Annotated in this window: 13 protein-coding genes; 10 read left to right on the top strand and 3 right to left on the bottom strand. The window is 60.2% G+C overall.

What is annotated here, in order from left to right; translation table 11 throughout:
* Positions 1-862: 862 nt before the first annotated feature.
* Together HOP12_09710 and HOP12_09715 are read left to right on the top strand one after the other, a co-directional pair.
* Positions 863-1,675 (top strand): hypothetical protein, encoded by an 813-nt coding sequence (locus HOP12_09710; GenBank protein NOT34432.1) that lies wholly within the window; start codon positions 863-865, stop codon positions 1,673-1,675.
* Positions 1,676-1,698: 23 nt separating this feature from the next.
* Positions 1,699-2,580: a hypothetical protein gene (locus tag HOP12_09715; protein NOT34433.1), complete on the top strand. Its 882-nt coding sequence runs from the start codon at positions 1,699-1,701 to the stop codon at positions 2,578-2,580.
* Between the two features lie 298 nt (positions 2,581-2,878).
* Here HOP12_09715 and HOP12_09720 read toward each other — a convergent pair whose 3' ends face one another.
* Together HOP12_09720 and HOP12_09725 are read right to left on the bottom strand one after the other, a co-directional pair.
* Positions 2,879-3,832 carry a hypothetical protein gene (locus HOP12_09720; protein ID NOT34434.1) on the bottom strand — a complete coding sequence of 318 codons (954 nt, stop codon included), beginning with the start codon at positions 3,830-3,832 and terminating at the stop codon, positions 2,879-2,881.
* A gap of 70 nt (positions 3,833-3,902) precedes the next feature.
* On the bottom strand, positions 3,903-4,571 hold the full coding sequence (locus tag HOP12_09725; GenBank protein NOT34435.1) for a hypothetical protein: 669 nt from the start codon (positions 4,569-4,571) through the stop codon (positions 3,903-3,905).
* Positions 4,572-4,863: 292 nt separating this feature from the next.
* Here HOP12_09725 and HOP12_09730 point away from each other — a divergent pair, with 292 nt between their 5' ends.
* The 5 genes from HOP12_09730 (at position 4,864) to HOP12_09750 (ending at position 10,901) form a co-directional block, all read left to right on the top strand.
* On the top strand, positions 4,864-5,817 hold the full coding sequence (locus tag HOP12_09730) for a hypothetical protein (protein NOT34436.1): 954 nt from the start codon (positions 4,864-4,866) through the stop codon (positions 5,815-5,817).
* Positions 5,818-5,947: 130 nt separating this feature from the next.
* Complete coding sequence (locus HOP12_09735; GenBank protein NOT34437.1) at positions 5,948-7,939, top strand: ATP-dependent helicase; 1,992 nt, start codon at positions 5,948-5,950, stop codon at positions 7,937-7,939.
* A gap of 903 nt (positions 7,940-8,842) precedes the next feature.
* On the top strand, positions 8,843-9,643 hold the full coding sequence (locus HOP12_09740; GenBank protein ID NOT34438.1) for a hypothetical protein: 801 nt from the start codon (positions 8,843-8,845) through the stop codon (positions 9,641-9,643).
* Positions 9,621-10,190, top strand: coding sequence for an ATP-binding protein (locus tag HOP12_09745; protein ID NOT34439.1), 570 nt, complete (start codon positions 9,621-9,623; stop codon positions 10,188-10,190). Before HOP12_09740 ends, HOP12_09745 begins: the two co-directional genes overlap by 23 nt.
* 3 nt (positions 10,191-10,193) lie before the next feature.
* On the top strand, positions 10,194-10,901 hold the full coding sequence (locus tag HOP12_09750; GenBank protein NOT34440.1) for a hypothetical protein: 708 nt from the start codon (positions 10,194-10,196) through the stop codon (positions 10,899-10,901).
* A gap of 37 nt (positions 10,902-10,938) precedes the next feature.
* Here the strand turns inward: HOP12_09750 and HOP12_09755 are convergent, their stop codons facing one another.
* Positions 10,939-12,525, bottom strand: coding sequence for a recombinase family protein (locus HOP12_09755; protein ID NOT34441.1), 1,587 nt, complete (start codon positions 12,523-12,525; stop codon positions 10,939-10,941).
* A gap of 437 nt (positions 12,526-12,962) precedes the next feature.
* Between HOP12_09755 and HOP12_09760 the strand changes: the two genes are divergently transcribed.
* From HOP12_09760 to HOP12_09770, 3 genes are all read left to right on the top strand, one after another.
* Complete coding sequence (locus HOP12_09760; protein ID NOT34442.1) at positions 12,963-13,352, top strand: ParB N-terminal domain-containing protein; 390 nt, start codon at positions 12,963-12,965, stop codon at positions 13,350-13,352.
* A 180-nt stretch (positions 13,353-13,532) separates the two neighbouring features.
* On the top strand, positions 13,533-14,135 hold the full coding sequence (locus HOP12_09765; GenBank protein NOT34443.1) for a hypothetical protein: 603 nt from the start codon (positions 13,533-13,535) through the stop codon (positions 14,133-14,135).
* Positions 14,136-14,152: 17 nt separating this feature from the next.
* Positions 14,153-15,184: a matrixin family metalloprotease gene (locus HOP12_09770; protein NOT34444.1), complete on the top strand. Its 1,032-nt coding sequence runs from the start codon at positions 14,153-14,155 to the stop codon at positions 15,182-15,184.
* Positions 15,185-15,291: the final 107 nt, after the last annotated feature.

The following is a 15,291-nucleotide window of genomic DNA, read 5'->3' on the forward strand; positions in this document are numbered from 1 at the left end:
CGAAGCCGATAAGGCGTCGTGGGAGGAAACAAGACGGCGCGCAGCTGCCGCCGGCTTCAGGACCTGAGGCAAACTCAAAGGATGATCCGAAGCGTCGCGCTGCGATTCGACGCGAGATCAGGGAAGCGATCGCTGAGGCGCAGCCGGAAGTCGATCGACGAATCGCCAGAGCGAGGGAGCGACGCAGGAGTCGTCCCAAGCTGGAGCCGGTGACTTAGGCCATCGACTAGAGAGAGATTGCGAGGAAGCCGGTGTCGACTTACTCGACGCCGGCTTCTTCATTCCCGAGCACGGCCTGAACTCTCTGCGCACGCCGGGCCACGGAAACGCTGGCCCGGAGTTTCAGCCGCTCGGGATCGGTCGCGAACTGGAACATCAAGCACTGGACCGCGGTGATCTCTCCCCGCGACCGTCTTGTTCTCGATCCGGCTACGAGGCTGGCCGCGCAATTTCGACTTGCCGGACACACTCGGCCATCACGAGTTTGGATCGACGCCAGTGGGGAAGTGAGGACGTGGGGCAGGGCCCTAGCGGCCACGAGAGAGAGTGCCTTGACGACCGGGTTCTCAATCAGGAGACCAGCTGCGAAGAACAACCAACCAACCACAACTAGGGCAATCGACACGAATTGCTGCCAATCACACGAGAAGTTGGCCATGGAAATCACCGCCTTTCGGATGTGACCACCAGGCTTATCCCTACCCGCACTTCGTGCCCCTCGACCTCACGGTTCCCGACGCCTCGGTCATCACGCCCGGCCGCGATCTTGCCGTATCATCGGCAATCGGGCGCACTGGGAAAAGCGGGCCTTCCTGAGCGGTGAGGAACTCGGGATTCGTGGCGAATTCGCGACGGGGGAGTAATGGCTGAACTTGAACCCGAGGCACGCGATCGGATCATGGACGTCTTCATGGCCCGTTACAACGCGCTGCATGCCACCGACTACGATCGCTTTGAGGACGGACCGAAGGGCACTGACCACGACTACCTCTGTGTGAGCTCCTCGGGGAAAGCGCCTCTCAAAGTGCAGCACACTCGCGCGTGGGCGGATCCTGAAACCGAGTGGCGGGTTCCCAAGGATGTGGAGCGCCTCATCGTCCATGCGCTCCAGCGACGGCTCGATGAACGCAAGATTTGCGACCGTCACGTCTCCATTCGAGTCGACTCCTTTCCACCCAAGCGTCGCGAAAAGCTCGCCCTCCTTGAAAAGATCTGGATGGCCGTCGAGTTCGGATTGAATCGAGATTGGTCCAACCCGTCACTTCAGCGTCTGATGCGCTACGAGCGGAACGATTGGACCCAATTCTATCAACCCATCTCGCCGTATGTCGCCGAGCTCGAAATCCTCGAGCGTGTGCCGCCGGTCCAGGCGCCAGCGCTCGTGGGGTGGTCGGCAACCGGCGAGGAGGGCGACGGCGTGCAGGACGCGGTCTTCCGGACTGTGGAGGCACTGAAGAAGAAGGAAGAGCACTACAGAGGCACTAGCGCAGATCTTGTTCTCGTGATCGACTTCGAAGTCATGCCGTACTTTCAAGACGAACTTGAGCGGATCCGAGCAGCGCTCGCGGCTCGATCGATTGACTTCCGCGAAGTGTGGCTCGTGAGTCAGTGGCTGCCCGTGTCAGCCGACCAAGTCTGGCCCGCGCCGAACGTGCAGAGTGCCGACGCACCGTGAGGGCGACGCATCGACGCGAGGATGTGGCGCTCTTGCAACTCTGCGCCGTCCTCTCCGAGTTTGATCACCAGCCCGTTGCCATTGTCAGCCGTCCCGATCGCGAAGGCGCGGCGGGTGGCTGTGATGCGCTCATTCAGCGTGGGCTCACGCGGGTGGCGATCGAGCACACCACCGTGCACTCCATCGGCGACCGGCCCGGCCTCCCGAAGCGATGGGAGCGGATCGCACCACACCTTCGTGCGCGCATCCAAGCCGAGCTTCCACTCGAGTGGATTCAGATCTGGCTTCCCCTCTTCGAGCTGCCGCGGTCCCGGCATTGGCAAGCCATGATCGGGCGCATCGCCGAAGCCGTGATCGCGGATGTTCCCGGGATGGCGCTCGACTCCGAACTGAAGGTTCAAGTCCCGGCACATGGATTCTACGTGCTCGTGCGCCGAGTCAAGCCTTTCACTCCGCAGGGAATCTGCACGATCTCGTGGCGCGTGCCGGGTCTTCCGTACGACTACGTCGTAAAGGACATGCGTCGCGCGATTGCCGACAAGCGACAGGTGCTGGAGGCGTATCGCCGAGAGGTCGAGGAGACAATTCTGCTACTTGATTCGGACGAGTGCGGTCTCCCGAGCGAGTTCATGCAGGCATTCCTGGACGCGGTCGTGGAGGAGCCGGTAGAGGCATTCGACGAGGTCTATCTGGCTTGCACGATGGCCGTGCCCATACTTCTCTACCCCTTCAAATGGGGGGAGACGCTCATGCCCGAGCCTGAGGCGCGCCGAGGCTTTCTCGAGGCTCAAGACCGAGCAAATGCGACCCACATCGGGCGAGCACGGCGAGATTCGCGCCTATATGCGCGGCTATTGAGGTCGGCCGAGAAGAGACGCCGCGCACAAGAGAGGCGCCCGAAGTGAGCGTAGTGTGCGTAGATCGTCGAGTCATCGGATTGTTCGGCGCCACCTCATTGTGGTCCCGTGTACCCTGTCGAGTATTGCTGGCCGAGCCTCGAGCACATCGTACGGGGCCGACGATGCTAAACGCCGCCTCATCGTGAGCGCGGGGGACCCGATCGGGGGAGCATCGCTCGGCCTCGTTCGAGCTCAATGTCGCCATACCGAGGTTGCTACGCCATTGCGAGGACGAGCTCGCTCGGGCCGAGTCAGAGTTTCACCGGATCCAGCGATGGGCGCAGCGGGCGCCGATACGCCGGTTTCAATCGCCATCGCTCTGTCGATTCGGCACCGGACCCCCGACTGGATGGCCGTCGGTCCATTCCATCACCTCGCCACGAAGTACGAGTTGTGGACACTCCCGCCACGGCCCTTCGGGCAACGGATGAATCGCGTTCGGGTTGTGCAGCATCAGCGAATCATTGTCAGTGCGATGCACGTGATCGCCGTCGGCACCGATGGATGACCGGATGTTCTCTTGGACGAAGAGAACGCCCCCCACGCGTGTGTGGCGAGGACCGTCTTCGCCGGGCCAGACCTTGAGGAATCGCCCGTTGAGGTCGAATTCGATTCGTGACGCGCGGGTCTCCCGCGAGATAAGCAACTTCTCTGCGCCGTAGAATGCCTTCACGAAAAACTGCCGAACGTGGATGCCAAGCGTCAATCGGCCGACGAGCATCACGAGGTTCCTGGTTCCCTTTCTGAGTTGTTTCGATGCATCCGCAAGGCACCGGTCGAGAATGTCCGAGTCGTCAAGTGCATGAGCGGCGCCGTCAGCAATGGCCACCCGCAGGGGCGATTTCACTTCGACTAGGATGTCACCTTCCGGCAACTTCACGAGCAGTTCGAGCTCGCTCGCCCCCTTACCTGGTGGCCGCGCAGAGACCGCAAGCCCGAGCTTCTCGCGCAGGTACCAGGCGGCCTGGCATTCGGCCATCGCAGATCGAAACTGCTCGTCATCGACGTGTGTCAGTCTTGCCGTCAGATCCCTCCCGAAGCGACCAACAAGGAGACCGCAGTCGGACGCGGCAACGAGATAGCTGGACCATGCCAATCGCTGCGCTTCAAGCCAAGGCACGTATAGCCCACGCGGTTGAGTTAGGGTGATCGCGGCGACGCGATACACCAGCGAATCGGTCGGCGGCGCAGCCCTAAGTCGAGCCAGCACCTGCTCAGTAAATAGCGTTCGCAGCACCTCAACGGAAGGATCATTCATGAGCGGGTCCAGTCAGACGGTCCGGACGCGTTCTGGTGCACATTACCCATCTCCAACAAGGAGGTTCAGGCTATTGCCTACGTGGCGGCGCCCACTTCTCATACCCGGCGTGACCTGGGTGCACACGGGGGAAGTCGAGTTCTTCGAAGAGTCCTGTCGCATCATCCAGCGCGGCCTTGAGGAGCGGCAGGAGCTGGGCTGCGACTTCGGAGTAGATCGGCGTTGGCGTTTCGCCTGGAGTCGGCGGAGCAAAGGTGTCAAGGGACGCGCGCCAGACTGCCATCTCGCGAAACCACAATTGCACGCGTAGCTTTTCTTCCTTGTTTTCCCAAAACACCATGCTATCTCTGTTGCGATCGTAGGAACTTCGCCCCTCATCAAGTTGCCCTAGCAGGAGTCGACTGACGAATCGCTTGGCAGTGATCGCCTCAATGACTTGCGGAAGCCATACAATCGCTGTGCCGAGCCCTTCCCAGACCGCGTCGCGAAGCACCTCCTTCGTATTCGCCCGATCGAGCTCGTGGCGACGCTCCTGCGCGCGCATGGCCGTCTCCGCCGTTTTCCTCCAGCCAACCATTGCCACCGCTCCTGCGATCAGGATCCCCACGAGCGGAACGGCGTCGCGAATGGTGAGCTCATTCCAGAACGGAGGCGTCGGTCCGAATGCCGAGTACGCGAGGATGACGGTGCCTGTAGCACCGACGGAGTAGGACAAGTAGCTGTTGAGGAGCCCAAGCATATCGGAATCCTTTCCTGCGGCCGGCGCCTCCCATAGAGCCCGAGATGAGCGCGATGTCAGACTCGTTAGAGCGGCAGTGGTGTCTGCGAGACGCCTCGTGACAATTATCGCGCATACCAGGACCACAACGAGGTCGCGCCAGTCACAAATGAAAAGATGACACAGCGCGCGATGACTGAAATGACCGTGGTAAGCTGTGCAGATGAGCCAACCCCATCATCACACACCCACGAACGGTGCCGAAGGCAGAGCCGATCTCGTGATCCTTCCCCCAGCTCACAAGTATGCACTCATGGTGCTCGCCGTCGATGCCGACGCCTCGATTCCTGCCCGTCTCAGCCTTGGCAATGGGCTCTATGCGACCCGAGCGCTCGAACTCACTGTGCCGAGCCACTGGAGGGATTGGCTAGGATCTCTCGCCTGGGACGAGCTGCATGACGCGAATCTGTTCCTCTGGACGGTCGCTCCGACCGAGAATCCCAGCGTGCTAGACGAGGAGAACGCGAGTCTTCAGACACGAGTCTTCATGCTGTACTACGGTTTGATGCTTGCGGCGCGGCGCATCTCGACGAACGGTCGTGGGAAGGTGCTCACCGGGGCACGGGAAACTGAAGTGGACGTTCGGCAACACGGCTGGATAGATCCGCTCTTTCCTAACGAGGGCTCCTTCCAGGCCGCGGTTGCTCGTATCGAGCTTCAGGAGGCTGCAGTCCTGGGCAATGCGATCACTGAGATTCAAAACGACACATCATTTCGTCGACTCCGAGTAGCGCTCAGATGTTTTCACAACGGCCTCCGGGAGCATGACCCGCCCGAGCGCATCCATCAGTTCGTTCGTGCGATCGAGGGCTGCATTCTTCCACAACCGGGGCGGACCAAATCTCAATTTGCGAGCCGCACGGCGCTGTTCGTCGGGCCCCATGAACAAGAGTGGGCTCGGGCGCTTTTCGATGTACGCAGCGCAGTTGAGCACTTGAACGACCAACTTGAGTCAGTGGCGATGTCCGTGCGTGAAGAGGCGATCCGGCGAGTGCTTCGTTTCGCGTTCGAGGCCCAGGCCCTCGCCCGGTACTGTCTGCATCGGATCTTTGCTGATGCGACGCTCCGCGAGCACTTCCGAGACGAAGAGTCGCTAGGGAGGTTCTGGTCACTCGAAGAGCGCGAGCGAAGGGCTTTGTGGGGCTCCCCGCTGGATCTGGCGCTCGTCCGATCTGAGTTTGACGCTGAGTTCTTCAACTCCGAATAGTCGCCGCCGGATCAACGAGACACGATCGGCGTTCCCCGGCAATACTCCAGCTTCACGGCGGCGATTCTCTCCGCACCGTGGTTTGCGCAGAGACCAGCAAACCTCGTTCTGGAATCAGGAAAGTGCCACCATGTCATCCCCGCTTGACCAGCCGTACGATCTCAATGCCCCGTGGAATCTGCGAGTCTCGGGAACGCAGGTACTCCCGCTAATTAACGGCGAGTTTCAAGTACTGCGCGTAAGTGCTGGCCCCGGCACGGGGAAGACTTTCGGCCTACGACGGCGTGTTCTACGAATCCTCCATCCGGCCGGACTGGCCGTCTCTCCCAATCGGGTCCTCGTTTGCGCGTTCAATCGTGCGATCGCCCGTGACCTCGCAGATGAGATCAAGGAGGAGCTCAGGCCGCACGAACTGGGGCTTCCGCGAATCAAGACGATTCACGGGCTCTGCGCCGAGCTCGCCCGGCTCGCGCCACGCACACTTCTGCCCGAAGAAGAGGAGGCCATGCTCTTCGACATTTGCGAGGAGTATCCACAACTTCGAGGCGCGGTGACTCGGTCACTGAAGAAGGCCGTGCGCGCACTTCGCGACCATGAAGCCGGGACCGCAGACCACCCGGCGCTCGCCCAGGCGGCGAGGCGCTGGCTCGGGGACCATGGCACGGAACTGGTCGGCGACCTGCCCCGCGCGGTTGAACGCCGATTCGCCAACGGCGACTTTGCTGACATCGGCTATGACCACGTCATTGTCGACGAGTTCCAAGATCTGACTGAGGTTGAGGCCAAGGTAGTTGTTCGACTCGTGGCCCCAGGCGGCAGCTTGGTTGTCCTCGGTGATCGAAAGCAGTCGATCTACTCTTTCCGAGGCAATGATCGTCGGGGGTTGGACGCGATCACCGACCTCGTCACGCAACCAATCACGAATCACACGATGAACGAGTGTCAGCGCTGCCCGGAGCACATTGTGGCTCTGGCTAACGCGGTTGTGGCTCTTGAAAACGAGCCGTTGACGTCGGCGACAGACCGGGTTGCACAGCTTCATCACGTTCACTTCAAGTCCCCAGAGAGCGAATCCGAAGGCATCGCTGCCGAGGTTGCGCGGGTCTTCGACGCGTTTCCCAAGGAGAAGCACCTCGTCCTCGTGACTCGGCGAGACTGGGGCTACGCGCTTCGCGAGCGGATACGTCAACTCGAGCCGAGGGCAAATGCGCGGACCATCTTCGCTGAGGACATCTTGGAGACCTGGCCGGCCCGCGAGGCATTTCTGTTCTTGTCGATCTTGGCTGATTCAAGTGATGCGGTGGCGCTGCGAGACTGGATTAGCTACCGGCCGCCGAACGCGCAGGGGAAGAAGTTCAAGGCTCCAAACCGCAACGCCGGCGTCTATCGCCATTTGAGACGAGACGGCGGGGTGCTCTCACTTGGGCGAGTCCGTCAGCTCGTTGAGTCAGGCGAGATCCGAGGTACTGGCCGCGCGATCGTCCAGGCCCGCCTTCGGCGCCTTGTTGAGCTGGTTGACGCATTGCCACTGATTGTGGATCCACAGGCGTTGGTGCAACACATTCTTGCGCCGGATCAGTGGATTAGTTTCAGTGGTCCGACGGCTGAGATGGCACGCGAGGATCTGGGCCGACTGTTTCGCGAAGCGACGGCCATTTGTGCGGAGACCACAGATGTCACCTTGAGCAAGATCGTGAGAGCACTGAGGTATCGCATCGCTACACGACAGTCCATCGGCGATGACGGCGGAGCCGGAGTCAAGATTGTCACGCTCTGGGGCGCAAAGGGTCTGACGGCGGACCATGTCTTCGTCCTGGGTCTCATTGATCAAGCCCTACCTGGACCATTCGATACGGACACAGCCGGACTGTCCGAGGGCGAGCACCTTGATGAACAGCGCCGACTGCTCTACGTCTCTCTCACAAGAGCGAAGAAGACGCTCGTCCTCTCGCGTCCCACGAAGGTTCGTTCGGGTGACGTTCAGGCGCTAGGTCTCGCCGAGGCGCCGGGTCGGGGTTGGTGGAGGGAAGTCAGACTGTGCCGATTCCTTGAGGACTTGCCGCGCGGAGCACTCCCAGACTCGGTGGCGTTCGAGCACTGGAGCCGCGTCAACATTAGCTGAGTTCCATTCGAGCTCACACCTGACGATCTCGAAAAGTATCGACGCCCGATGAGTGAGGAGAGTGGAGTCGACTTCACCTTCGAGGAAGCATGGGCACGGGCCAGCACGCTTGTGTCCCACATCGCACGTTGAAGTGCCGATCCCACCGGACTTCCGACTCGCCGAGTGTTACGCGGCTAGTGCCTGCGCCTGCTCCGGGTGATCGATGAAGTTCAGAACGCGCGCGAGGCGTGAGACATCGACCCCATGCTCGACGAGCAGTTTCCGAACGTCGTCCAGCGGTCCCGAAGTGCGAAGTGACTTGTTCTTCGGGAGGGAGGCCTGCGATGATGCGTGCATCATTTGGCCTGGCACTTCCCCTCCGCCATGCAGTCCGCGACGCCATTCGACTCAGTAGCTTGGCTATGCACCTCTTGGACAGCGCACGGATTCGCTAACTGCGCGTGAAGCCGCTGACATCAGAGCGGGCGCGAAGAGGCCAACCCTAGCGCGATCTGTAATGGTCATCTACACTATGTACGCGCTCGCGTATGTCGCTCACCCTGCACTCACAAGCCTTGCTCTGCCATCATGGACCTACACTCCTCGTCCGATGGCAAATCACGGTCGGGTAGGTCGCCAAACGTCACCCACTTCCAAGCCCAGCGCCAGTAGGTCTACCATTGGGGTTTAGGCGCGCTTTGTCGCGCATGAGTGTGGACAAGTGACGAAAGAGCCGCCATCAGGTGGCTTTTTCGTTGGCGGTCAGGTGGGTGGAAGCGCGGTGACGCACGCGTCACGAAGAGCTGTCCACAAACCAGGAGCGAAGTCGAACTCAGAAGGTGAGTTCGAACACGCTCAACGTTGACCCAGGTGGGGAAGGCCGTAGCCTGAAGAGGCTTATCAGCTCACCCCTTCACGCCCATGGAGACCCTGGACGATTCTTTACGTTCTTCGGAAGACGAGAACGCCCCGCTCATCCCGCATCCCGACAGTCTGCGTGTCTCCGACCAACAAGCCCGCCGACTGCGGGAGATCCTGAATGCTTCCGGCGACCGGCAGTACACGAAACTCGAGGCGAAGTACCGCGGCGAGGAACTGCTCCGGCTTACGGTAATGCTGCTCGACCCGGAGCGGTACAAGCACAACCTAGAGCACCCGCTCCTGCCGCCCGGATTCCCGATGTCTCCGCTGCCGCCGGATACCCCACCAGTACCGCGTGCCTTCCCAATCAAGCTCGACGCAGATCATCCGCGAGAGATCGAACGCTCGCTGAAGATGCTGACTGACGAGCTTCGGTTCGTGAAGCGGCGACCGACCCATTGGCGGTGGGCGCTAGTCGCGCTCTACGAGGCGCTAGGTCACACGCTCGCGGCGCATCGGCCTGCAACGTTCCTGCCGTACACCGGACTCGATCAGGTGACAAGACTGTTCGACGCAGTCGTTGGTGAGAATCCCGAGCTACCGCAGGTGCGCGAGTCCGTAGGAATGATCGACCGGCTTCGGACGACGTACATAACGTGGGGAATCACCCGGTGGCCGGTCGGCCTCAATAACCTGCCCGGCATATTCATCGATTGCATCCAGGTGATGAGGAGACACGATGCGACCGCGGAAACCAGTCTGGGGGGCATTGAGCGATGCCTGCTGGGCTCAGCCCCCCGTACCCTTCCCAGACGATCTGCTCCGGGGCATAATGCAGGTGATGACAACCGAAACTCTTGAAGCCCACCTTGAAGCTAGGACTGAGTCACAACGCCTTGATTTCAAGCGGGCGGGAGACTGGGATGTGAGCCGTTTGGCGAAGGACATTCTCGCTATGTCCAACGTTCAGTACGGCGGCGACCTTATCATTGGCGTTGACGATGGCACATTCCACCGGACCGGCGTGACCCCGGAGCAAGAGTTGACCTACGTGTCGGATGTCATGCGGGACCAGATGACACGCTTCGCTGATCCACATGTCCAGTTTGATGTTGCCGTGGTGCCAGACCGAAGCGGATTGCGGTATGTGGTCATCCAGGTCCGGCAGTTCTCGGAGGTTCCCGTCATCTGCCGTGTCGATGACACCAAGGCTGGGGTGAAGAATGGAATCCTCTACTACCGCACATTGCATCGCCGCCCGGAGAGTGCCGCAGTGTCGAACTCATTCGACATGCGGACGACTCTCGATCTTGCCACGATCAAGATGATGCAGCAGCGCAAGGCCGCAGGCTACACGGTTGAAGAGAGCGCTGCGGAGGCGTTGACTGAGGAACTTGGTGGCCTCTAGCCTATGAAGCCTGACCTTCTCGAAAAGATTAAGTCCCGTGGGTACTGGCGAATCCATTTTCAGCCACTTGTTCACGCTGAGAAGCTGACGACTATCGACCGATGTCGAGAGATCGTCGAGCAGAGCGCGCTTGAACTACGTGGCTGGGAGTACCCAGCAATCCTGAATGGCGCATCAGACGTTGGTCGGGAGCGCACCCAACAGTACTTTGAACTCTCAAATGATTGGGAGAATCACATCGAGTTTTGGCGGATGTACAAGACAGGTCAGTTTCTGCACTACCTTGCACTTCGCGAAGACTGGCTTGCAGACGACCAGCTTGCCTCTATGCGGGAGCGTGGGATTGCTCCCATGGCGAGGCTAGGCGTTGTGGGCAGTGTCTACACGGCCACGGAGATCTATGCGTTCTTGGCACGTCTTACACGAGCCGGCTTATACGATGAGGGTGTGTCGGTCGGCGTAACATTGTATGGCACCAAAGACCGTGCCCTCTTGATCGACGACCCCGGTCGCGTTGGGTTTTCCTATGAGCGGAAGACTTCCGCCGAGAAATTGGAGTGGAATCGGGTGCATTCGAAGGAAGAGGTGCTACAACAATCAACGGAACTGAGTCGAGATCTGATTCGAGAGTGGTTTGATGTATTTGGATGGCAGGCGGCTCCCGAGCTGATCGCCAAGGATCAAGAGCGACTCCTTACTCGCAGACTGTAATTCACACGGTGCGCGACATGGCGCGCTTTCCCCTTCCCTAGGCAGCCGGCCTCTTTCGTGGCACAGTATCTTCCTCGGTGAGGGAATAGCTCGGAATCTGGAAGTTCTTCTCGACGATCCAATTTCGCAGACGCTCAACTACGCCCTGCCAAGAGCGAGTGGACCCTTTCCCTTCGAAGAAGGAGAAGGGTTCCTTCGCTTTGTAGAGCGCTTTTCTGTCTCGAACCTTCGGGTTCGCGCAGACGGCGTGGAGAATCGATCGGCGGCGAACCGGATCGCCTTCTTTGAAGGCGCGCGGGAGGGAGACGCTGAAGTTCAAGACCTCCTCGATCTGAGCGACTAGCTCCTCCGGTGAACGAGTAGGCTCGTCGAGTTGGATCTTCAACCTCGCCTGGCGATCGAGGATCTGCAGCCGGCGACGTTCGTATGTCTCCTCGTCGACCTGTGCGCGGAGCCGGAGTGTCAGCAGCATCTCGTTCTCTCTCGACGCTTCCAGCAGCGCCTTCTCCAGGGCGTCGCGCCGTGCAGCGTGATGGGAGGAGGTCGCCTGGAGTTGTTGCCGAATGTTGCTCGAAATCCAGTCCACCGCAGCTTTGGACAACGAGACGCGTCGAAGATCACGCAGAAGTTGGTCCTCAAGGGCAGTTTCGGGGAGGCACGGATTCGGGCACGGCCGGCCGCTGGTCCGAGAGCGGCAACGATAGTAAACGTAGCGCCTACCTGAGGGCTTGGTGTGGACTTCGGCGACGAGCGTCCCGCCGCAGATCCCGCACGTGAGCATCCCGGCGTACGCGAAGGTGTGATGCGCGGGCCGCGAACGTCCAGGACGGCCCAGCAGCTCCTGAGCTTGATCGAACATCGCCATCGTGATCATCGGCGAATGCGCACCGCGGTAGCTCTCACCGGACTTCAGGCGAATTAGCCCGGCGTAGTAAGGGTTGGCGAACAGTTTGAATACGCCCTGAAAGGTGAGGGGCTTGCCGCCCAGTTTTCCGGCCTTGCGGGTCTGCAGTCCCCACTCGTGCTCTGCCGCGCGAGCAATCTGCATGGGGCGCATTCGGCCAGAGAGCAGCTCGTCCCACAGCTTTTGCACAAGCGGAAATCGCTCGGGATCGGTGATCACAGTCTTGGTTGCCCGGTCTTCGATGTAGCCGACGGGCGGGCGAAAGTTCGGCCAACCGCGCTCGAAGCGTGCGCGATTTCCGCGCTTCACGTTTGCCCGCAAGTCGTCGATGAACTTTGTGGCGATACCGAGTTCGAAGTTGCCGAGGAAGCGGTCATTGCCGTCCCCGGTGAAGGTCCGCTCGGGCGTGATGATCTGCTCGATCTTCCTGTCCGCCAGGGCCTGGAGAATCTGGCCCGAGTCGAAGGGGTTGCGAGCAAGCCGATCCATCTTCCAACAGAACACGCCGGCAATCTCGCCCTTGTTCACCCGCTTCATGAGCTGGCCGAAGATCGGACGCCCTGGGGCCTTCGCGGAGCGCGCTTCGGTGAGGATTTCGTCGACCTCCAGCCCACGACGCAACGCCAGGAGTTTTAGCTCTTGGATCTGAGAGTCGATCGAGAGGACTTGGCGGTCGTCCGACTCGGTCGATTTGCGGGCGTAGATGACGTGAGTGGGCATAGCCGCAGAGTGAGTAGCTTCATCAATTCCTCAGAATCGAAGTTCGGTCAAGAGCGAGGAAGCGCGAACCCTGCGGATTGCTCATCGCCGCGTGTGAGTGCGCCGCTCGACTGCAGGAGCATCTCGACGAGAGAGAGCAGCTCGATCGCGCGGCTCCAGGCCTCTGGAAGCGCTAGGTCGAGGCTGCACTGTTCGCGCAGAATCATCTGAAGCCGACGCACCTCGGCCTCGCTGAGGCCGGCGCCGAAGCCTATGGGTGCCGTCGTGCGCTCGCAAAACTCGCCTAGGTTGTCATCATGCGGCACTGTCATACATTCAGTGTCACGCGAGACACGAGTTGTGAGCAGGAGGAGGGAGCGTCATCTCGTGCGCCTTTGTGTGGACAAGTCGGGTAGTGCGGGGATGGACAGATCGCTCCGAATTGCTAAGATATTAATATGAAGCAATATCATCCAATTCTTGTCATACCACTCAGGCAAATCGCAATTGACTCCGAGAGCCCGCACAAGTCCCTAGGAACAGAGGATGAGGAGCGCCGCCTGCGGGACTCCGTTGAGAGATTCGGCGTCATGAGCCCCCTGCTCGTCAGCAAGCATGGCCCGCGCCGCTACCTCATCATCGACGGGTACAGGCGCTTCGTTGTCGCTCGAGACCTCGGAATCAAGAAGTTGGCGTGCGTCATTCACCCGCCGATGGAAAGTGGTGATCGAGAGGCACTCAGACTCTCCCTGTACATGACGTTCAAGCCGCTAACGCAAGCGGAGCGCCTGCGCCAGTTGCGGCGGCTGCGGAATCTCGGAATCACGTCACCGGGAACTCAGTCCTGAGTTGATGGCAGGTCGCGAGCAATCGGATGCCACCTACGCTCTAGGCCCGAACGTCGCAATGGCCCTAGCGTCGACCGCAAGCGGAGCACCACAACCCATTCCTCCACGAGACTGGTGTGCTCTTCTCGGCAGCGCACTCGAAGCATTGCGGAGCTTCGACGGGCGTCCTATTCTCCTCGCATGATTGCCGCCACGCGCCCCCATGTCCTAGCCGCGATCGCCTTGATGGTGATCGTCGCGATCACGTCGCTCTATGCACAGAGCGCGGCGGATCGGCGGGTGCCGAGCATTGGATCGACCTCATCACCATCGCTTGGATTGCTCGCGGAGCGGGCGCGGGCAATCGCAAAAGGTAGGATCCTCAGCGTGAGCGACATCAACGAGGAGATAGGCGGAAAGACTTATCCATTCACCGTCGCGACAATTGCCGTTGAGGCCTCAATCAAGGGAAGTTTGCCTTCCACAATCGAAGTTCGTGATCTCGGTAGTCAGGCCGCGACCAAGTCCGGGCTTACTTTCTCGGACGCAGTCACCTTCGTTCCGAACAGCGAAGTGATCGTATTTCTTGAGGAGCTGGGGCCAGCGCATCACCGCTATCTGTCTCCGCTGGCGCTACGGCGAGGCATGTTCACCGTTGTAAGCGACGCGGCCGGCAGCGGATTTCCACTTGATGGCGATGAGCTCGCGACCTGGCAGTTCAATGGCGTCATTCCAGAGACCGCGCGAGTACGTGGAACAACCGCCAGCTTCTGGTCAGCGATTCAAACTCTCCAAGGCAAGTAGGAGACTCGAAGTTGCGAGTGCGCCTTTGGTTCTGTCTCGTCGCGCTTCTGGTGATTCTCTTGCCGGCGCGTTCCCACGCATTCAGATATTTCACTCCGCCGGTTGGCTGGGCACCCGACCACGGTCCTGTAACCTACAAGGTCAACCCTGCCTCATACCCGGGTGTCGGATGGGATCCGACCTTGAATCTGGTGCATAGCGCTTTTCGGGCCTGGGAATCGGCCATGTGGGGACGCGTCCGCCTCACCTATGGCGGCTCAACTACCGCCTCCGGCTTCGATCAGGACAACCAGAGCACCGTGTCCTTCAATGACGCCGATAACATCCTCGGATGCTTGACGTATGCGCGCACCCAGTATCGCCACAGCACGTCTGCGACGTTTCAGGTTGAGAGCGAGACGTTCTACAAGCTCATTGAAGCCGACCTGATGTTTAACAACGACGAATTCGTGTGTTTCGACTGGGATAGTCCCGAGGCGGTTGATGGGCCGGCGTGTCCCGCCACACGGAACATGGACCTTCAAACGGTCGCGATGCATGAGGTCGGGCACTTCATCGGACTCGGGCACTCCAGTGATGCGAGCGCGACCATGTATGGATCTGCCGAGACGTGCGACCGGTCGCAGTCGACGCTCGATTCCGATGACATCGCCGGTGGTAGGACGATCTACGCCCCACCTGGGAATGCAGCGCTTCGAAAGAGCTACACCGTCACGACCAACGGCGCGGACGATGCCAGACAGTTCTCCGATGGCGATCTTACTGATGGCAGTCTGGTGTACACCGGCTCGGCTTCCGACGCATGCGCCGGCTGGCAGAACAACACGTATTCGCAACTCATGGAGATCAGAATCCGAATTGACCTGGGCGAGCTCTGCCGCGTCACTAAAATTCGCTACAACATGGGAAACGTGCAACGTGCCGAGTCTTGGAACGCTGATCTCATGATCTCACCGTTTGGGCAGAGCCCTACGGCGCACGGAACGCCCAATCAAGGTGCCTGGACGGAGCAAACTGGTAGCCTCGTCACTAGCCCGGTGTATTCGTGAAGGGTAGGAAAGACAAAGACCTCCATGTGGTAGAAAGCACTTGTTCAGGGAGCTTTCTGCCGACAACGGAGGTCTTCGCGTGCGCGACTCTATCACGACACCGTGCG

The organism is Candidatus Eisenbacteria bacterium, from assembly GCA_013140805.1.
Classification (GTDB): Bacteria; Eisenbacteria; RBG-16-71-46; order RBG-16-71-46; family RBG-16-71-46; genus JABFRW01.